This is a genomic window from Pseudomonas sp. LFS074 (genome assembly GCF_047978165.1).
GTDB classification, from domain to species: domain Bacteria; phylum Pseudomonadota; class Gammaproteobacteria; order Pseudomonadales; family Pseudomonadaceae; genus Aquipseudomonas; species Aquipseudomonas putida_P.
In genome coordinates, this window is sequence record NZ_JBFPFV010000001.1 from 779,089 (window position 1) to 798,128 (window position 19,040).

Sequence of the window (19,040 nt, forward strand, 5' to 3'; positions counted from 1 at the left end):
GGCCGCTCCTACAGGGGAGCACATATCCCTGTAGGAGCGGCCCCATCACACCGATATCAGGCCAATTCCTCGGCCTGATCCTCACGCACAACCGCCTTCACTTCATCCAGCCGGCTGATGAACTTCCAGTCCGCCTCGTCGATGTAGATGCCGTTTGGCCCGCTGCCACCTTCCAGGTCGATCGCCACGCGTGCCGATACCTGCGGCTTCACGCTCGCCAGAATCGGCACGAAGCCCAGCTGCAGGCTGGTTTCCAGCAGTGCCGCCTGGTTGCGTTCGTCGATGTCCGCCGCTTCGTCCAGGTAGTACGGCAGGCGAATGCGACCGGCCAGGTCGCGGTCCATCAGGTGCAGCAACAGGTACATGTTGGTCAGCGCCTTGATGGTCATGGTGGTGCCGTTGGACGCTGCGCCGTCGATGTCGGCGTGGATGATCGGCTGGCCGTTGACCTTGGTGATCTCGAACGCCAGCTCGAACAGGTCCTTGAGGCCCAACTGGTTGTGGTTGGCTGCCACCAGGCGTGCCAGGTATTCCTTGGCCTCTTCGTTCTTGTTGTCCTGATCGGCACTTTGGGTCAGGTCGAACACCGACAGGGTTTCGCCTTCTTCGTACTGGCCGGCACTGTGGATGATCTGGTCGATGTGCTTGAGCGCTTCCTTGTTCGGCGCCAGTACCACGCGGAAGCTTTCCAGGTTGGACACCTGGCGCTTGTTGATCTCGCGGTTGAACAAGGCCAGCTGGTGCTCGAGGCTGTCGTAGTCGCTGCGGATGTTGCGCAGGGTACGGGCGATGTCGGTGACTGCAGCGCGGCGGGCCTTGGCCAGGGTCAGGGCCTCGTCGGTTCGGTGCGCATAAGCGTTCACCAGCAACTGCAGGCGGCGTTCCATGTCGTCTTCGCTGTCGAACTTGGCCACGCCTTTCAGACGCACCTGGGCGTACAGCGCCTCGATCTGGTTATCCACACGTTGCAGGCCTTGCCAGCTGTCCTGGTAGTCGTTGAGCAGCGGCAGCAGGTTGTCCATCGAGTCGTCGATGGCTTCCATGAACGGCGTGCCATAGGGCAGGTCGGCCGGTAGCAGTTGGCGACGACGCAGGGCGTCTTCCAGGGTGCGCTGCTTGGACTCCAGGTCACCAAGCTGCCTACCGACCAGCTGCAGCTTGGCCGACAGCTGCTGGACACGCTCGGTGAAGGCATCGCTGGAGCGCTTGAGTTCGTCCTGGGCGGCTTCCAGTTGCGACAGCTGTTCCAGCTTCTCGGGCTCTTCGGCGGCCAGGGTTTGGCTGCGGCGGAAGTCCTCCAGCGCTTTCTGCGCATCCAGCACTTCCTGGTACAGGGTTTCGGTCTGCGCTTTGGAGGCGGAGCGGTCGGCGGCCACGGCTTGCTGGGTCTTGAGCTGCTTCAGCTCTTTTTCCAGGCGCTCTTTCTGGTCGCGCAGGGCGGCGCGGTCCGCCAGGGCTTGCAGTGCCGGCGGGTCGATGTGGGTCAAGTCGATGGCCAGGCCCGGGGCTTCGAAACGTTCGCCCTTGAAGCCATCCAGCACCGCTTCCAGCGTTTTCACCCACAGGTCGCTGTCGTCCAGCTCGATGCCACGGTCGCCCAGCGGCAGGCTGAACAGTGCGCCGTTGAACAGGCGCATCAGGCGGTCGACGTCCTGCTGCGAGAACTCTTCGCGCAGGCGGGCGTAGCTGTTGTTGTCGGCGTGGTCCAGCTGCTGCTTGACCTGCTTCAGGCGTTTTTCCAGGTCGCGTACGCGCTCGTCCAGGTCTTCGGCACTGAACTGCCGCGACTGGGCCAGGGCGCCGGCCAGTTCGTCGTGGGCGTCCTTGGCCGCCAGCAACTGCTGCTCCAGCACCTTGACGTCATCGACCAGGGCGAAGCGGTGCTTGAGCACCGACAGCTCGCCCAGCCAGCGCTGGATACCGGTGATTTCACGTTCCAGGCGCATCAGTTCCTGGGTACCGCCGCGCTGATCGTTCTGCAGGCGGTCCTGCTCGCCACGGTAGTGCTCGGACTGGATGACCAGCTCTTCCTTGCGCGCCATGGCGTATTCTTGCCAGGTGCCCAGCAGGGTGTCGAGCACAGGCGAAATGCGGTGCAGCTTGCCGCGCAGGATGTCGCGCTGGGCAACACCACCAGCCAGGGCCTCGACCAGTGGGCCGGCAGCAACCAGGGCGTTGTAGTCCTGCTCCATGCGGCGTACGTCGCGGAAGGCCTCTTCGCACGCCGCGATGTAGTCGACGCTGCCTGAACGCAGGCTGTGCTCGAACGCGTCGAGGAACAGCTGCTTGAGCTTGGCCGCGGTGATTTCGCGCATGTGCAGCAGGTTGATGAACAGCGCGCGGAAGGTTTTCAGGCTTTGCTCGCTGGTGGAGCGCAGCGGGATCATGGTCAGGTCCAGCGGCACCGAGGTGTGGCCGCCAACCAGCAACCGGCGCAGTTCGTCCGGCTTCACTTCATAAGCCTTGATGCCAAGGCGCTCGAGGTTGGTGAACAGCTCTTTCTGGCGTAGGCAGGTGTCGTTTTTCTGGTAGTGGGCCAGGTCCAGTTCGCCTTTGTAGGCGAAGAACTGGTGGCCGAAACCGCCACCCGGGCCGCGCCCGACCACGCCGATCACGTGCGGGCCGTGGGGCAGGCTCAGTTCGCAGAGAATGTACGAGGTGTCGCTGGCAAAGTAGAAGCGGCGCGACTGCTCGAGGCTGTACTTGCCGAAGCTCATGTCCGACATGCGCGCCAGGATAGGGAATTGCAGGGCGTTGATCGACGCCGATTTACCCAGGTTGTTGGCGCCGTACACCGACAGCGGGTGCTCCAGCGGGAACAGGCCAAGGCTGTAGCCGGCGGTGTTGAGCAATGCGAAGCGGCGGATGCCGTAGCGTTCCTGGCTCATGCGTCAATCTCCTGTTGCTCTTCGCGGATGGCCCGGGCCAGCGCGTCCTCTTCGCTTTCCTCGCCCTCGAAGGGCGTGAGGTCGAGCGGGTCGTCGGTACGGTTGAGTTCTTCGGCGCTTTCTTCCTCGACCAGTACCGGGGGCGGCAGCGGCAGGTCGCTGTGCAGGGTGGCGGCTAGGTCGCGGTCTTGCTGCACCGAAAGGCACACATCGAGGAAGCGGTGCATGGGCGGCAGGAAGCGGTAGATACCACCTTCCTCGTGGGCGAAGCCGAGCTGGGTCATGCGCCGCAGGATCTTTTCTTCCAGCTCGTCCACTGTCTGCACTTCGGCTTGCAGGAACAGGTCGCGGTACTTGTCCAGCAGCGAGGGCAGTTCGTCGCGGCCAATGCTGCCGCCGTCGAGTACGGCCATCGGGTCACGGCCCTGGTCGGCAAGGTGTTCGACCAGGATGAAGGTGAACAGCGACAGGCGCTGCGCGGTCTTGTTGACCTGGGCGGCGGTCATGTCCGGGACGAAGTAGTAGAAGCCACGGGTGTCGCACACCAGTTCGAAGCCCAGGGCCTTGAACAGGGTGCGGTACTGGTCCTGGAAATTCGACAGCTGCGCATACAACTCGGGGTCGCGGCGGCTGACGTGGAAGCCTTTGAACAGCTCGCGGAAGATCGGCGCGAGCTGGGACAGTTCGGAAAGATCAAGATGCATGGGCTGGGCTCGCGTTGGATTCGGTAGGCGCGCTGGCGGCGTCTTCGCGGCTGGAGGTCAGGGCGAACGAGCGCAGGCTGACCAGGTGTTCCTGGGTGGTGTACTCGCGGCGGTCGAGGCGTTCGCGCTTGAAGCGTTTTTCCCGCGACAGGCGCGAGAACCAGTACAGCAACTCGTCCGTAGCACCCTCGGGCTCCTGCTCAAGCAGCCAGACCATCAGGTCAGGCAGCGGCAGGGCTTGTTCGCAGCGTTCGGCCATTTCTTTCACCGTGCGCGGGGCGCGGGGCAGGGCACCGGACTGGGTCTTGTGGGCCTTGGGGAAGCGCGCTGGCTTGGGTTCGAAGCGGGCCAGGGCGTAGACGTAGGCCTCGACCTGGCTGGCACTGCCAAGGAAGGTGCTTTGCGGGCGGGTGAACATCGGCATGGCCGCTTGCGGCACGGCATCGATGCCCTTGCGCCGGATCACCGACAGGGCCAGTGCGGCGCCACGGGTCACGGCATTGTGCCGGCGTGCTTCTTCGCGCAGTGGCAGTAGCAGCTCGCGGGCGTGGCGCAGGGTCAGCTGGGCGCTGGTCTGCATTTCGAGGATGCGCGCATGGGTGCGCAGCAGCATGTCGTCATCGACCAGGTGGCCCAGGCGCGCCTGTTCGCCCAGCAGCTTCAACAGCACGGTCTCGACCTTGCGCACGCCCTGCTCGAAGGCGCCGTCGGCGTTGACCAGCTGGATCATCGGCTCGACGTATTCGTCCCAGGTGGCGAGTACTTCGGCATACCGCTGGCGCAGCGGAATCTGGCGGTTGCTGGTCTTGGCCCGTTCGGCCACGGCCACCAGCGCCTGCTCGTCGTTGTCGAGCTTTTTCAGCACATCGCGCACGCGCATGTCGAGCAGGCGCAGCTGGCGCGCCAGGTCGTCGCTGTCGCGATTGTCGAAGGCATCCTGGATGTGCCCGGCCAGGCGTTCCAGGTGGCGCAAGTAGGCTTCGATTTCCAGGCACAGACCCAGCCGGTGTTCGCGGCGCAGGTAGGCGAGGAAGTCGTGGATCTGCGCGTTGAGCTCGAAGCGGTTCGGGCTCTTGGCGACCGGGACCAGGATATCCAGGCGGATCCACACGTCGAGTAGCTGGGTGATGTCCTGCGGGGTGCTTTCGAGCTGCTGGCGGGCCACATGCTGGCGCAACTCGACCAGGCTCAGGGTGCCCTGGTCGAAACGCTCGCACAGCGGCTCGATCAGGGCCCAGTGTTCGGCTAGGGCGCGCAGGACGCGCTTGGGTTCGATCATTGGCTTCGACTCGTTGCCAAGAAAAAGGGGGCGATTGTACTGCATCCCGGGGGGAGGTTTTCACCCCTTGGTCTGTAATGAGGGATAACCTTATGGCTAGTAGGTGTATGGCGTTGTTTTTGGGGCGTTTTTGAGCGCGAGCGCCGCACGGGCGGCGCTCGGTCTGATAGGCGCTGCAAAAACCAAGGCGTACACGTTAGAATGCCCAATTGTCTTCACCCCTCGGATACCCATCCCTTGCTCACCGAACCCCGTCGCCGCGCCTACCTTTCCGCCATGCAAGTGGTGCACTGGTTGCCGCGCGCCGAACTGCCGTTCGCCGCACCGTCGCGGCCGGAGCTGTTGTTGCCGGTGGCGACGGTCGAGGATGTCGATTTCGAAATCAGGCCGGCACCGGCTGCAAATGACGCTCCCGCCACACCCCAGGCCCGTTCCGGCGAACGGCCGAAAATCGAGATCCCGCGCCCGAACAGCGCGCCCAAACCCGCCGCCAAGCCGGTCGAGGCCGAAGAGCAGCCGGCGGCACCCCGCCCGGCGCCCGTGCCACCTCCACGCTTCTCGTTGCAGTTGCTGCGCACCGGCAGTTGCCTATTGCTGGTGGAGTTGGCCACAGGCCAGCCGTTCCAGAGCCGCGACCCGTCCTACCTGCTGCTCAAGGACATGCTGCGTGCCGCCGGCCTGCCCGACGCCCCGCAGATCATCGGCGAGCCTGTGCGCTGGCCGCTGCTGGTGCGCGGCAACATGGACCAGGGCCCGGAGGCCGCGCGCGATTTCGTCCAGGGTTTTGTCCAGGCCCGCCTAGAAGACGCCCCGAGCACCTGTCTGTGGCTGATTGGCTTGCCGGCACTGCGCTTTGCCGCCAATGCCGATGCCGAGGCCTATTACCAACCCCTTAAGCTGGACGGCCTGGGCGACGCCTGGGCGCTGCCGGGCCTTGAACTGTTGATGGACGAGCCGCAACGCAAGGCGGACGTCTGGAAAGCCATGCGCCAGCTGATGGCGCGCTGGAAGAGCGTTGAATGAGTGACTCGATCAGTTTCCGCCCGATGACCGAGGCGGATCTGGATGCCGTGCTTAAGATCGAATATGCCGCGTTCAGTCATCCCTGGACCCGCGGAATCTTTCAGGATGCGCTCAAGTCGTACGAGGTCTGGCTGATGTTCGACGGCCAGCAGCAAGTGGGCCATGGCGTAATCAACGTGATCATCGACGAAGCCCACCTGCTCAATATCACCGTAAAGCCGGAAAACCAGGGTTGCGGCATGGGCCTGCGCCTGCTCGAGCACCTGATGGCCCGGGCCTACCAGCTCAATGGTCGCGAATGTTTCCTGGAAGTACGCGCCAGCAACCAGTCGGCTTATCGTCTATACGAACGTTACGGTTTCAACGAAATCGGCCGACGCCGTGACTATTATCCGATTGCTGGTGGCCGTGAAGATGCCCTGGTGATGGCCTGCACGCTGCTTGAGGATTGACCTGGCTTAATCGATAGCAGCCACAGCGTGGTTTTCTTTGTTCTCCAAGCACGGATGGCTTAAGGATGAAAAAACTGCTTCTTGTAGCAGGCCTGTTGATTGCCGGGGCTGCTCACGCCGATGAGCGCGACGTGTGGATGTTCGCCCAGTGGGCTGGTGACCATCAAACTCGGCCCTTTCGTGAAATGCTGGTCGATGCCCGTCTATATGGGGTAGTGCCTATCCATCAGTTGCTGCGGTCGGCCTCGGACTGGAAGCTGTGCCGAGCGTCGCCTTTCGCCGTGCCACCCGCCGGCAATTGGCCGGCTGTGCGCACCACCCTTGCGTTGATCAAGACACTCGATGACCAAGGCATCCTGCGCCAGTTCGAGGTGGTTTCGGCTTACCGTGAGCCGCGACTGAACGCCTGCGCCGGCGGGGCAGCGAACAGTGCGCATATGCGCGCTTTCGCCGTCGATATCTTGCTGCCAGCCTGGGCCGACCCCTACCCGCTGTGCCGTTTCTGGCAGCAGCACGGGCAGGCCTGGAACATGGGCCTGGGGCGCTATCCTTCAGGCCGCATTCACGTGGATACCGCCGGTTATCGCACCTGGGGTGGCGATGGCAGTGCGGGGTCGTCGTTCTGCAACAAGCCCAAATGAGCCAGAGAGCGCCGGCATTCGTCCATTACCCACTCGGCGAAGCGCTGGCGTTTGCTGTTGTCGTCCAGGGGCAGTGGGCTAAGCAGGTGATAGGCCGAGCCGTCGCGCACAAAACCGTAGGGGGCCTGCAACTGCCCGCTGTCGAGTTCGTCGCCCACCATCAGGGCTGAGGCCATGGCCAGGCCCAGGCCGGCGCTGGCGGCCTGGATAGACAGGTAGAAGTGCTCGTAGTCGCTGCGTTCGTTGTGCAGTGCCTGCTGGCCGCTCAGGCGCAGCCAGGTGGGCCATGCAGCGGGGCGGGTGGTGCTGTGCAGCAAGCGCTGGCCGTCCAGTTGAATGGGGGCGCCGGGGTGGCGCACCGGGCCGATCCATTCGTCACAGATTTTCTGGTTGTACAGCTGGTTGCCCCAGTGGAAGTCGTCGCGGCGGATTGCCAGGTCGACACCGCTGCGGGCGAAGTCCAGCGGCCCGCCTGCGGCCACCAGGTGCAACTGCAGGTCGGGGTGTGCAGCATGGAAGCGGGGCAGGCGTGGGATCAGCCAACGCATGGCGATGGTCGGCTCGCAGGACAGCACCAGCACATTGTCGCGGGCCTGTTGTTGCAAGCGCTGCACGGCGCCTTCGAGTTGTTCGAATATTGCCTGGGTAGTGCCTTGCAGGGCTCGGCCGGCGGGGGTGAGGAAAATGGCCCGGTTACGGCGCTCGAACAGCTCGACGCCAAGGCTTTCTTCAAGCAGGCGTACCTGGCGGCTGACCGCGCCGTGAGTGACGTGCAAGTGTTCGGCGGCGCGCACGAAGTTCTCGGTTTGGGCGGCGATGTCGAAGTAACGCAAGGCATTTAATGGCGGCAGTTTCATGGTCTTCCTGCTGGCCTGTGCAAGCGTTTGCACAGGTTAACGTTTTGCTTGTCTGTGAGGAAAACTATCAGATTTACAGCACTTTAAATCGATTTTTACTCTTCTATAAGCACTCGATAATAACGCGGTCTGCGCATTTTCATCGCCTATCGAGAGCCCCTCAGCATGACCGAACTAATTGCCGTCGCCTTGTTTACCCTGCTCGCCGTCATCAGTCCTGGCGCCGACTTCGCCATGGTCACTCGCAGCAGTTATGCACAGGGCCGCAAGGCCGGGCTGGCCGCCGCAATGGGTATCGCCCTGGGGGTACAAGTGCACGTGCTGTATACGGTCTTGGGCATTGCCGTGGTTATCAGCCAGAGCCCGGCGCTGTTCCTGGGCATGAAAGTACTGGGCGCGGGCTATCTGGTTTACCTGGGCTACAAATCGCTTACCAATACTCAACGCATCAGCCTTGAGGGGGGCGGTCAATCGGCCGCCAGCATGGTGCAAGCGCTGCGCACCGGCTTTCTGACCAACGCCCTCAACCCCAAGACCATGTTATTCGTCATCAGCGCCTTCACCCAGGTGGTGCAACCTGGTAGCCCATTGAAGCAGGCATTCGCCTACGGCGCATTCATGTCCTTTGCCCATTGGCTTTGGTTCAGCCTGGTCGCAGTGTTTTTCTCCAGCACAGCATTGCGCAAGGCAATGATCGACCGTCAGGTGCTGGTGGACCGCGTCATTGGGCTGGCGTTGATCGGGCTTGGCCTGGCAGTGGCGGTGGCCGGTATCCGTTGAGCGGGGATGATTGCATGTTGGGGTGATGGCCATTTAGAATAGAATCATTCCCATTTGCGAAGCTTCGCGATGATACCAACCCCATCTGCCGCCGCTGAGGCCTGTCTGTGAGCCCGGAAATCCTTCACGAAGCTGCCGAATGGCTGGTGCGTCTGGAGGGCCAGCCGAGTGGGCGCGACCGTGAGGCGTTCCGTGCCTGGTTAGCGCAGGACAGTGAGCATCTGGAAGCATTCCAGCGCATGCATGAAACTCTGGGCCCCATGCAAGTGCTCAAGCAGGCGCCTGCATGCAGCGCGCAACTGAGCTGCAATCAGCAGCGCCTTTCGAGCCGGGGGCTGAAGGCACTGGCCTTGATCGTGGCCGTGGTATTGGCGCTGTCATTGGCGCTGTAGCTGCAGCAGGGGCCAGCCTATCGCCAGGCGACAACTTTTTCGTAGGCAAAGAAAAAGGGCTTACCTTGCGGTAAGCCCTTCGTCTTGTTTGGTGGCTACACAGGGACTTGAACCCCGGACCCCAGCATTATGAATGCTATGCTCTAACCAACTGAGCTATGTAGCCGATGGCGCGCATTATTCTCTTGAACGGCCCCCCTGTCAACACTCATTTCAAAAAAAATTTGCACGCTTTCAAAAACTTAGCAGCCAGCCCCTGTTTCAGCGCACCACAAGCCAGTGTCCCAGCACGCCCTGCAGTTGCAGATGCTGGGCGTCAGCCAGGGATTGCAGGCTTTCGCCAGGCCGGTCGAGATTGAAATCGCCGCTCACGCGTCGATGCGCCACTTGTTCATCCATCATCCACAGACGCTGCCCTTGGTAACCGGCAAGGCGTTCCAGCACTTGCCCCAAAGGCATGTCGGTGGCTTTCAGGCGACCGCTGCGCCAGCTGTCGGCGGTCTTCAGGTCGGCCTTCTGCACCGGGTCGATGCGCATGCCATCGAAGGTCACCCGCTCACCCGCCGAGACCATGCGCTGCTCACCGCCCTGGGTGACCATGGCCTTGCCACTGAGTACCACGAGTTCGTCACGCCCGGCATGGCGGGCTACCTGCAGGCGGGTGCCGTACACCTGGATGCGGGCGTTGCCGACTTCTACCTCCATGGCTCGCCCGTCGAGCATCACTTCCATGAACACCTGGCCCTGCACCAGGTGCAGCAGGCGGGTGCGCCCGCGCAGGTCGACGTTCATCGCGCTGGCGCTGTCCAGGTTCAATGTCGTGCCATCTGCCAGGCGCGTGCTGCGGCGCTCGCCCACATCGGTGTGCAGCTCACTGGCCAGGCGTTGCATCAGCGGCCAGTACAGGTAGGCTGCGGCGCCCAAACCAAGCAGGAATACAACCGCCAACCATTTGCCCAGGTGGCTGCGCTGCACAGCGACTTGCCGTGGGCGAGGGCGAGCGGGGGGTGGTTGCAGTTGTTGCCAGAACGTTTCCAGCTCGGCATAGGCGTGTGCGTTCTCAGGGGCTTGGCACCAGGCCGCGAATGCCTGGCGCTGGGTGTCGTCGCAACCGGGCTGGCGCAGCAACGAAAACCACTCCAGCGCTTCCTGCTGTGGGTCGGGCTGCAGTTGCTTGGCGGGCATCGGGCTCATGGGTTCGGTCTGCTCACGATAGGGGCCGTTTCGCCCAACGATGACAGGGATAATGAGCCAAGGATGCTAATTATATTGAGAACCATTTTCAAGTACGTTGCGACAGAGGGATAAAAAAGGTAGCTATGTATCTATTTGTTTCCCGATAATCGGATCCCAAACCTGAGGACGGAGATTTAGGCAAATGGCCACCAGTAGTGCCTCCACCGCATCCACCGCTGCAACGGCCAACCAGGCCACACCGCTGGTGATGCGCATCATCGGTTTCTGTGCCTTGGCGCACTTGATTAACGACCTGATCCAGTCGGTACTGCCGGCGATCTACCCCATGCTCAAGGCCAACTACGACCTGAGCTTCGCCCAGATTGGCATGATCACCCTGACATTCCAGATCACCGCCTCGCTGTTGCAGCCCTGGGTCGGCTTCTTCACCGACCGCCGACCGACGCCCAACCTGCTGCCCCTAGGCACCCTGTGCACACTGGTGGGCATCGTGATGCTGGCCTTCGTCGGCAGTTTCCCGATGATCTTGCTGGCGTCGGCGCTGGTGGGCATCGGCTCGTCGACCTTCCACCCGGAAACCTCGCGTATCGCGCGGTTGGCTTCGGGTGGGCGTTTCGGCCTGGCCCAGTCGACTTTCCAAGTGGGCGGCAACACCGGTTCAGCACTGGGCCCGCTGCTGGCGGCGGCCATCGTCATTCCGTTCGGTCAGACCCACGTGGCCTGGTTCGGCCTGGCGGGGCTATTCTTCCTCGGTGTCACCCTGATGCTGCGCGGCTGGTACAAGGAGCACCTCAACCAGGCCAAGGCGCGCAAGGCGGTGCAAGCCACCCACGGCATTTCGCGCAATCGGGTGATCGCGGCGCTGATCGTGCTGGGCCTGTTGGTGTTCTCCAAGTACTTCTACATGGCCAGCTTCACGAGCTACTTCACCTTCTACCTGATCGAGAAGTTCGGTGTATCGGTGGCCAGCTCGCAGCTGCACCTGTTCCTGTTCCTCGGCGCGGTAGCAGCGGGCACCTTCTTTGGCGGGCCGATCGGTGACCGTATCGGGCGCAAGGCGGTGATCTGGTTCTCGATCCTGGGCGTGGCGCCGTTCACCTTGGCGCTGCCGTATGCCGACCTGTTCTGGACCACGGTACTGAGCGTGGTGATCGGTTTTATCCTGGCGTCGGCGTTCTCGGCCATCGTGGTGTATGCGCAGGAACTGGTACCGGGCAGTGTGGGCATGATTGCCGGGATCTTCTTCGGCTTGATGTTCGGCTTTGGCGGCATTGGCGCGGCGCTGTTGGGGTATGTGGCAGACCTGCGCGGTATCGAGTATGTGTACGGGCTGTGCTCGTTCCTGCCATTGTTCGGGCTACTGGCGGTGTTGTTGCCGAGCACCGGTAAGCGCTGATGCAAGCGGGGCTGCAAAGCAGCCCCGACGATTGACGATTGGGCACCCTTGGCCTAGAGTGCCGCCTCTTTTTTCCAACCACCTGCGTAGTAGCCAAAGCAATGTGCCGTACCCAATCCCTGCCCAGCGCCCGCCAGCCTGCCTTCCAGGCCCTGCGTCGTGCATGGCCGAGCGACACGGTACTCAAGCGCCGCCGCAGCGTGCTGTTTGCCTTCACCTTTTCGCCACACCTCGCCTGAACTGATCTGCGCTTTTGCGTCGCTCGCCGCCCCGGCGTGCGCGCCTGTGTCTGCACGTCTTTTCGGTTTGCAAGGAGTGGTACATGAACATGCGTTTACTGGCGGGCCTGTTGTTCGCCGTTTCGGTTGTGGGTTTCAGCCTGGGGGCCAGCTTGCCGCTGGTGTCGTTGCGCCTGCATGAGGCGGGGGCAAGCACCCTGGAAATCGGCATCATCTCGGCCATCCCTGCCGCAGGCATGATGCTCTCGGCGTTTCTGGTCGACGCCTGTTGCCGTCATCTCACCCGGCGCACCATCTATCTGCTGTGTTTCAGCCTGTGCACGGTCAGCATTGCCTTGCTTGAATCGGCGTTCGGCTCGCTGTGGCTGCTGGCGCTGCTACGCCTGGGGCTGGGGCTTGGCATGGGGATCGCCATCATCCTCGGCGAGTCGTGGGTCAACGAACTGTGCCCAGAGCACAACCGCGGCAAGATCATGGCCCTGTACGCCACCAGCTTCACCGGTTTTCAGGTGCTTGGCCCAGCCATGCTGGCAGTGCTGGGCGCAAACAGCCCCTGGATAACGGGTGTCGTCACGGTCTGCTATGGGCTGGCGTTGCTGTGCATCGTGCTGACCGTGCCCAACGACCATGTCGAACACGAAGAGGGCGAAAAGAGCTTCGGCCTAGCCGGGTTTTTCCGTGTGGCGCCGGCGTTGTGCATGGCCGTGCTATTCTTCTCGTTCTTCGATGCCGTGGTGCTGTCGCTGCTACCGGTTTACGCCACCAGTCATGGTTTTGCCGTTGGCGTGGCGGCGTTGATGGTGACAGTGGTGTTTGCCGGCGACATGCTGTTCCAGCTGCCGTTGGGCTGGTTGGCCGACCGGGTCGAGCGCACCGGGCTGCACCTCGCGTGCGGGCTGGTGGCGATGGCGATCGGCATCGGCTTGCCTTGGCTGCTGAACCTGACCTGGCTGCTGTGGCCGCTGCTGGTGGTGCTGGGCGCGGTGGCAGGGGGCATCTATACCCTGGCGCTGGTGCTGATCGGGCAGCGCTTCAAGGGCCAGGACCTGGTGACAGCCAATGCCAGCGTGGGCTTGTTGTGGGGCGTGGGCAGCCTGGTGGGGCCGTTGGTCAGTGGGGCAGCCATGAACGTCGCGCCGCATGGCCTGCCCATGGCGCTGGCACTGATGGCCGGGCTGTTCGTGTGCTTTGCCAGGCAGTCGTATCGGCGTGCAGGGCGGATGCGGGCTGTGGCGGAATAATGCCCCTCACGCCGCGCCGATGCTTACCCAGTAGCGGGTCCTGTAGTCGACCCGCACCGGCAGGCTGCGGCTGAGCAACTGCAGGATTTGCTCGGTGTCGGCCAACTGATAGGTGCCTGAGACCTTCAGGCCCGCCACCTCTGGAGCGCAGCGCAACAGGCCCGGGCGGTAGCGGCCGAGTTCGCTGACAAATTCGGCAAGTGGCATTTGTTGCACGCTGAGTACCCCGTCAGTCCAGCCCCAAGGGTCGCTGTGCAGCGCCAACGCCTGGATGCTGCCGTTGGTCCCGACTTGCAAGGTTTCACCTGGCAGCACCTGCCTCGGTGAGGCCGAGGCAGGGAACAGCGTGACTTCACCTCGACGCACCGACAGCAGCAGGCCCTGGCTGTTTTCACGCAGCAACAGTTGGCCATCGACGGTGGTCAGCGGACCGATACGGGTGTCGATGTGGAACGGGCGGTTGTCATTCGGGTTGCTGTCCAGGCTGATTTCGCCCCGTATCAGCTCCAGCTGGCGTTGCTGCGCGCTGAAGTGCAGGTCGATGGCGCTGGCAGTGTTGAGCTGGATACGGCTACCGTCAGTACTTTGCCACTGGCGCCGTTCACCCGTGGCGGTGCTGCTGTCGGCCAGCAGTTGTGGCAGGCCCAGCGGTTCGCGTGCGGCCCAGCCCAGGCTGCCGCCTACGGCCAACAGCCCCAGCAACTTCAGGTGGTCCCGGCGGCTGACGCGTTGGCGCTGGCTACCCTCCAGGGTGCGCCGGCTCAGGTCCTTGGGCAGCCCGGCCAGCTCGTCGCCCAGATGACTGACCCGCTGCCAGGCCAAGGGGTTGTGCGGGTGGCTGCCCAGCCACTGCTGAAACTGCTGCTCGGTACGCGCGCTGGGGCTGTCGAAGCGCAGTTTCACCAACCAGTCGATGGCCTGATCGACCTGCACCTGTGCCGGCGTATCATCAGGCATCGGCATAGCGCAACCGATAGCAGACACCCAGGGCCTTGGCCAGATCGCGCTCGACGGTGGCCCTGGACACCTCCAGGCGTTGGGCGACCTGCACGATGCTCAAACCGTCGAGCTGTGCCAGCAGGAACGCCTGGCGCACGCGCGGCTTCAACTGGTGCAAGGCGCGGTCGAGGCGTTCCAGGCTATCGAGGATGACCAGCCTGTCCTCTTCGCTGGGCACCTCTGCTTCGGGCAGGTTAGCCAGGCTTTCCTGGTAAGCCCGTTCCAGCGCGCGGCGGCGGAACTGGTCGATCATCAAGCCACGGGCGATGCTGCTGAGGTAGGCGCGCGGCTCCTTCAGCGGCGACACCTGGCGGGCGCGCAACACGCGCACGAAGGTATCCTGCGCCAGGTCTGCGGCGTGTTCGCTACAGCCGACCCGGCTGCGCAACCAGCTGCGCAGCCAGGCATGGTGGGACTGGTAGAGCAGAGCGACCTCGGTCGGTTTGAGCGTGTCGTTGAACTGCATCGTAGCGAAGGCCCGGTCCCGTGATGTGTGCGATTGTGAATAGTTCTCAATTCTATGCGGGGAGAATGGCGCGGAGCAATGGTATGCCAGGAATTAGCCGCGCAAGAACCGGCGTTTGCCCGATGAGCGGCTGCGCTAAGCTGGACCTGCAATCGACTTGACGGAGTTGCCATGATTCTGGCCGACCTTTCCCCCGAGGCCTACCGCGAGGCCACCGCACACCTGGCGTCACTTGACCCGGACTGGTCGCGGCACATTGCGGCGACCGGGCCTTGTCTGCACCAGGCCACCTCGGGACGTGAGCCTTACGAAGCGTTGGTGCGGGCGATTGCCTATCAGCAGCTGCACGCGCGTGCGGCGGAAGCGATCCTGGGGCGGTTGCTGGCTCTGTTTCCGGCGAATGCCTTCCCGCAGCCAGAGCAGTTGCTGGCGGTTACCCCGCAAACCTTGCGGGCCTGCGGCTTCTCGGCGAGCAAGTTGGCGACGATCCAGGGTATCGCTCAAGCCAGTCTGGAGGGCTTGGTGCCGACGCGGGAGCAGGCGTTGGCCATGGCCGACGAGGCCTTGATCGAACGCCTGGTGGCGCTGCGTGGGGTAGGGCGATGGACGGTCGAGATGCTGCTGATCTATAGCCTTGAGCGATCGGACATTTTGCCAGTGGACGATTTTGGTGTGCGTGAAGGGTACCGGCGGCTCAAGGGGCTGGAGAAGGCGCCGACACCGGCGCAGATGCGCTCGCTGGGGGGCGCTTGGCGGCCGTTTCGTACGGTGGCGGCCTGGTATCTGTGGCGTGCCTGAGGCTATTGCATTGCCCGTTGCGGCCCTTTCGCGGGCCAGTACAGGCGACAACTTATCTGGATGCTGAACCATGACCCTCTACACCACCCCCGACCAACGCTGGCAAGCTGTCGAGTCCCGCGACGCCACCGCCACAGGCCACTTCGTGTACGCCGTACGCACCACTGGTGTGTACTGCCACCCTGGCTGTAAATCACGCCTGGCCAAACGCACGAACGTCGATTTCTACGACACCCCCGCTGCTGCCGAAGCCGCGGGCTATCGCGCCTGCAAACGCTGTATCGGCAAGGCCAGCACCGCCCGCCATCGCCAGCTGGTCACCCGCGCCTGCCGGCTGATCGAAACCAGCGACCCCGCGCCCAGCCTCGACCAGCTCAGTGCGCAACTGGCCGTCAGCCCCTTCCACCTGCACCGGCTGTTCAAGGCCGAAACCGGCGTTACCCCCAAAGCCTACGCCACGGCCTTCCGCGCCCGTCGCTTGCGCGCGCACCTGGAAGACGGCCAGCGCTCGGTCACCGATGCCATCTACGACGCCGGCTACAACTCCAACAGCCGCTTCTACGAAAGCGCCGACCAGCGCCTGGGCATGCGCCCACGGCAGTACCGCGCCGGCGGTGCCGGGGCTACCCTCCATTTTGCCTTGGGGCAGTGCTCGCTGGGCGCGATTCTGGTGGCCCAGAGCGACAAGGGCATATGCGCGATCCTGCTGGGTGACGACCCCGAAGCCTTGTTGAACGCCTTGCAGGACCAGTTCCCCAAGGCTCACCTGATAGGCGGTGACAGCGCCTACGAACGGCTGGTCGCCGAAGTGATCGGTTTCGTCGAGGCCCCGGCGCTGGGCCTGGCCCTGCCGCTGGATGTGCAAGGCACCGCGTTTCAGGAGCGAGTGTGGCAGGCCCTGCGCGAGGTGCCGGCCGGCAGCCGGGTCAGCTACACCGACATTGCCGAGCGCATTGGCGCGCCCAAGGCCGTGCGTGCAGTGGCCATGGCCTGCGCGGCCAACCCCATTGCCGTGGCCATCCCCTGCCACCGCGTGGTGCGCCGGGATGGCGACATCAGCGGCTACCGCTGGGGCGTGGAGCGCAAAGAGCAATTGCTGAAGCGAGAGACGGCACTCTCCTGATTGCCAGAAGCCGCGTAGAATCCCCCGCCAAATCGAATTGTAAAGAGGAATATTCGATGAGGCGTGTCAGCCTTGCCCGTAGTTGCCCAGGCCTGATGGCCCTGCTGGCCTTTATGCTGGTGCTCGCCAGCCCGGCGTGGTCGGCCCCGGCCACGCCATTGTCCAATTTGGCGGCTGCCGAAGCGCCAGCACTGGACGAAAACGCCAGCCTTGAACAGCTGAACGACCGCCTGGACCAGATCCGTCAGGGCGTCACCAGCGAGGCCAACGACGACCTGCTGTCGCAACTGCGTCTTGCAGCCATGCAGGTTCAGCGTCAGGCCGATGCATTGAGTGCACAGCGCACTGCCGATGTGGGAAAACTCGACGACAAGCTGAAGGTCATCGGCCCGGCCCAGCCGGACGAGGCACTCACTCTGACCCAGCAGCGCAAAGCGCTGGAGGCTGAGAAAAAGGCGCTGGTAGCCCAGCAGGACCAGGCCATCAAGCTGACCCAGTCGGCCCGCGACCTGTCCACGCAAATCGTCAACCTGCGCCGCAGCCAGTTCAACTCGCAGATCACCAGCCGTGCCGCTTCGCCACTGAGCCCGGCGTTCTGGCAGAGCATCATCCGCCCCACCCAGGACGACGTGGCGCGCCTGCGCGACCTGCGCGGCGAGGCAGCCGATGCCATCAACAGCGCCTTCAGCGCCGATCACCGCTGGCTGTTCATTACCAGCCTGGTGGCGGCGATTCTGGTATGGACCTTGGTGCGCCGCGTGCTCGAGCGCTTGCTGGCCAGTGCCATGGTCGGCTGGCTGCCCGAAGGGCGCCTGCGCCGCAGCGCTTTGGCCCTTGGTGTCAGCCTGGCAACCTTGGGTACCATCGCCGGTTCTGTTTCGTTGCTGCGCTGGGGGCTGGAAAGCAGTGCAGAGTTGGGTTCGGATATCGCCAGCCTGACCAACCACATTCTCGCCCTGGTCGTGTTCAGTGCCTTCATTACCGGCCTGGGCCGCGCCATGCTGATGCTGCAGCGGCCGTCCTGGCGGCTGCCGCCGATCCATGACGAAGTTGCCAGCGCGCTGGGCTGGTTCCCGAAGGTACTGGCATTGGCCCTGATGGTCATGATGACCATGGAGCGCATGAACAGTGTGATCGGCGCCAGCCTGGCGCTGACGGTGGCCGTCAACGGGCTGACCGCACTGGTAGTGGCGTTCATCTTTGCCGGCGCGTTGCTGCGTTATCGCCACACCCTGCGCAAGCATGAACTGGAGCGCCCGACGGGCCTGGCTGGGCTGATCCCGTTCGTGATGGTCATCTGGCTGGCGTTGATCCTGCTGGCACTGCTCACCGGCTACCTGACGCTTGCCTATTTCCTCACTGCCAAGTTGCTGTGGGTCAGCCTGGTGGTCACTTGTGCCTACTTGCTGACCACCTTCTTCGGCGACCTGTGCGAAACCCTGCTGTCGCCACGCCAGCCCGGAGGCCTGGCGCTGGCCTCGACCCTGGGCCTGGCACCTCGTCACCAGGCGCAAGCCAGCACCATCCTGGCTGGCATCGGCCGCACCATCGTGCTGTTCCTGGCGCTGTTGCTGGTGTTGATGCCATCGGGCACCAGCCCCAGCGAACTGCTGCTGAGCCTGGGCGATTGGGACGGCACCGGCGGCAAGCTGCTCGGCAACCTGAATATCGTGCCGCAGGACATCCTGCTGGCCCTGGCGATTTTCTTGGGTGGCCTGTTCGCCATCCGTGTGGTCAAGCGCTGGCTGAGCGATCGCCTGCTGCCGGAAACCGACATGGACGCCGGCATGCGGGCCTCGCTGGTGACCCTGGTGGGTTACCTGGGTTTCCTGTTCCTGGCCATGCTGGTGATGTCGACCTTGCGCATCAATCTCACCAGCCTGACCTGGGTGGTCAGTGCGCTGTCGGTCGGTATCGGTTTCGGCCTGCAGCAGATTGTGCAGAACTTTATCTCCGGCCTGATCCTGTTGACCGAGCGCCCGGTGAAGGTGGGTGATTGGGTGAGCCTGGCGGGTGTCGAGGGCGATATCCGCCGCATCAACGTGCGCGCCACCGAAATCCAGATGTCAGACCGTTCAACGGTGATCGTGCCCAACTCGCAGTTCATCTCGCAGAACGTGCGCAACGTGACCATGGGCAATGCGCTGGGTGTGGTCAGCATTACCTTGACACTGCCGCTGGAGACCGATGCCAACCAGGTGCGTGAGCTGCTGCTGGCGGCCTACCACGAGCATGAGGCGATTCTGGATGCGCCGGCTTCTTCGGTGTCGTTCAAGGACCTGACGACCAGTGGCATGGTGATTGGCGTCAGCGGCTACGTGGCCGGGCCGCGGCAGGTGTCAGGCACCCGCAGCGACCTGCTGTTCACCATTCTTGGGCGCCTGCGTGACGAAGGTATTCCCCTGTCTTCGCCACAGAGCATGGTACTGGTGCAAGAGGGTGTGCGCCCCGCTGACGAATCGGTGTGAATGCCGGGGGCTGCTCTGCAGCCCTATCGCGGCACAAGGCCGCTCCCACAGGTACCGCGCATGCTGAAGGGCTGCACACTTGCTGGGGGAGCGGCGC

The 19,040-nt window shown here is 63.5% G+C and carries 18 protein-coding genes and 1 tRNA gene; 11 read left to right on the forward strand and 8 right to left on the reverse strand.

Annotation, left to right across the window (positions count from 1 at the left end):
• Positions 1–56 precede the first annotated feature (56 nt).
• Genes mksF through mksB form a run of 3 tightly spaced genes read right to left on the reverse strand, consistent with a single transcriptional unit; the run spans position 57 to position 4,871 of the window.
• Positions 57–2,888, reverse strand: coding sequence for an Mks condensin complex protein MksF (gene mksF / locus ACNQP3_RS03635; RefSeq protein WP_012270437.1), 2,832 nt, complete (start codon positions 2,886–2,888; stop codon positions 57–59).
• Entirely contained in the window at positions 2,885–3,592 is a 708-nt protein-coding gene (gene mksE / locus ACNQP3_RS03640) for an Mks condensin complex protein MksE (RefSeq protein WP_179027494.1), read from the reverse strand. Before mksE ends, mksF begins: the two co-directional genes overlap by 4 nt.
• Positions 3,582–4,871, reverse strand: a complete 1,290-nt coding sequence (mksB, locus tag ACNQP3_RS03645) for an Mks condensin complex protein MksB (RefSeq protein WP_012270439.1) — start codon at positions 4,869–4,871, stop codon at positions 3,582–3,584. Before mksB ends, mksE begins: the two co-directional genes overlap by 11 nt.
• 237 nt (positions 4,872–5,108) lie before the next feature.
• Between mksB and ACNQP3_RS03650 the strand changes: the two genes are divergently transcribed.
• From ACNQP3_RS03650 to ACNQP3_RS03660, 3 genes are all read left to right on the forward strand, one after another.
• On the forward strand, positions 5,109–5,894 hold the full coding sequence (locus ACNQP3_RS03650) for an energy transducer TonB (RefSeq protein ID WP_264316809.1): 786 nt from the start codon (positions 5,109–5,111) through the stop codon (positions 5,892–5,894).
• Positions 5,891–6,346: a ribosomal protein S18-alanine N-acetyltransferase gene (gene rimI / locus ACNQP3_RS03655; protein WP_012270441.1), complete on the forward strand. Its 456-nt coding sequence runs from the start codon at positions 5,891–5,893 to the stop codon at positions 6,344–6,346. Before ACNQP3_RS03650 ends, rimI begins: the two co-directional genes overlap by 4 nt.
• A 65-nt stretch (positions 6,347–6,411) precedes the next feature.
• A complete protein-coding gene (locus ACNQP3_RS03660) occupies positions 6,412–6,987 on the forward strand; it encodes a DUF882 domain-containing protein (protein WP_264316810.1) in 576 nt (191 codons plus the stop codon).
• Here ACNQP3_RS03660 and ACNQP3_RS03665 read toward each other — a convergent pair.
• Entirely contained in the window at positions 6,927–7,844 is a 918-nt protein-coding gene (locus ACNQP3_RS03665; RefSeq protein WP_012270443.1) for a LysR substrate-binding domain-containing protein, read from the reverse strand. The two genes, ACNQP3_RS03660 and ACNQP3_RS03665, sit on opposite strands and share 61 nt — an antisense overlap.
• A 165-nt stretch (positions 7,845–8,009) precedes the next feature.
• On the opposite strand from ACNQP3_RS03665, the gene ACNQP3_RS03670 reads away from it, so the two are divergent.
• Both ACNQP3_RS03670 and ACNQP3_RS03675 read left to right on the forward strand, forming a co-directional pair.
• Complete coding sequence (locus tag ACNQP3_RS03670) at positions 8,010–8,624, forward strand: LysE family translocator (RefSeq protein ID WP_012270444.1); 615 nt, start codon at positions 8,010–8,012, stop codon at positions 8,622–8,624.
• A 107-nt stretch (positions 8,625–8,731) separates the two neighbouring features.
• Positions 8,732–9,016 carry a DUF4880 domain-containing protein gene (locus ACNQP3_RS03675; protein ID WP_012270445.1) on the forward strand — a complete coding sequence of 95 codons (285 nt, stop codon included), beginning with the start codon at positions 8,732–8,734 and terminating at the stop codon, positions 9,014–9,016.
• 89 nt (positions 9,017–9,105) lie between these two features.
• Here the strand turns inward: ACNQP3_RS03675 and ACNQP3_RS03680 are convergent.
• Both ACNQP3_RS03680 and ACNQP3_RS03685 read right to left on the reverse strand, forming a co-directional pair.
• A tRNA-Met gene (locus tag ACNQP3_RS03680) sits at positions 9,106–9,182 on the reverse strand.
• Between the two features lie 95 nt (positions 9,183–9,277).
• The gene (locus ACNQP3_RS03685; protein ID WP_012270446.1) at positions 9,278–10,210 is read right to left on the reverse strand and encodes a FecR family protein; all 933 of its coding nucleotides are present in this window, start codon (positions 10,208–10,210) and stop codon (positions 9,278–9,280) included.
• 184 nt (positions 10,211–10,394) lie between these two features.
• Between ACNQP3_RS03685 and ACNQP3_RS03690 the strand changes: the two genes are divergently transcribed.
• From ACNQP3_RS03690 to ACNQP3_RS03700, 3 genes are all read left to right on the forward strand, one after another.
• Positions 10,395–11,609, forward strand: coding sequence for an MFS transporter (locus ACNQP3_RS03690; RefSeq protein WP_012270447.1), 1,215 nt, complete (start codon positions 10,395–10,397; stop codon positions 11,607–11,609).
• Positions 11,610–11,710: 101 nt separating this feature from the next.
• The gene (locus ACNQP3_RS03695; RefSeq protein WP_171577253.1) at positions 11,711–11,848 is read left to right on the forward strand and encodes a hypothetical protein; all 138 of its coding nucleotides are present in this window, start codon (positions 11,711–11,713) and stop codon (positions 11,846–11,848) included.
• An 83-nt stretch (positions 11,849–11,931) separates the two neighbouring features.
• Positions 11,932–13,089 carry an MFS transporter gene (locus ACNQP3_RS03700; RefSeq protein ID WP_012270448.1) on the forward strand — a complete coding sequence of 386 codons (1,158 nt, stop codon included), beginning with the start codon at positions 11,932–11,934 and terminating at the stop codon, positions 13,087–13,089.
• Between the two features lie 6 nt (positions 13,090–13,095).
• Here the strand turns inward: ACNQP3_RS03700 and ACNQP3_RS03705 are convergent, their stop codons facing one another.
• Positions 13,096–14,052, reverse strand: coding sequence for a FecR domain-containing protein (locus ACNQP3_RS03705; protein ID WP_264316811.1), 957 nt, complete (start codon positions 14,050–14,052; stop codon positions 13,096–13,098).
• On the reverse strand, positions 14,039–14,554 hold the full coding sequence (locus tag ACNQP3_RS03710; RefSeq protein WP_012270450.1) for a sigma-70 family RNA polymerase sigma factor: 516 nt from the start codon (positions 14,552–14,554) through the stop codon (positions 14,039–14,041). The genes ACNQP3_RS03705 and ACNQP3_RS03710 overlap by 14 nt, the downstream gene beginning before the upstream one ends.
• A gap of 171 nt (positions 14,555–14,725) precedes the next feature.
• Between ACNQP3_RS03710 and ACNQP3_RS03715 the strand changes: the two genes are divergently transcribed.
• From ACNQP3_RS03715 to ACNQP3_RS03725, 3 genes are all read left to right on the forward strand, one after another.
• Positions 14,726–15,352 (forward strand): DNA-3-methyladenine glycosylase family protein, encoded by a 627-nt coding sequence (locus tag ACNQP3_RS03715; RefSeq protein ID WP_012270451.1) that lies wholly within the window; start codon positions 14,726–14,728, stop codon positions 15,350–15,352.
• A 70-nt stretch (positions 15,353–15,422) separates the two neighbouring features.
• On the forward strand, positions 15,423–16,475 hold the full coding sequence (gene ada, locus ACNQP3_RS03720) for a bifunctional DNA-binding transcriptional regulator/O6-methylguanine-DNA methyltransferase Ada (protein WP_012270452.1): 1,053 nt from the start codon (positions 15,423–15,425) through the stop codon (positions 16,473–16,475).
• A 56-nt stretch (positions 16,476–16,531) separates the two neighbouring features.
• On the forward strand, positions 16,532–18,943 hold the full coding sequence (locus tag ACNQP3_RS03725; protein WP_012270453.1) for a DUF3772 domain-containing protein: 2,412 nt from the start codon (positions 16,532–16,534) through the stop codon (positions 18,941–18,943).
• Positions 18,944–19,040 lie beyond the last annotated feature (97 nt).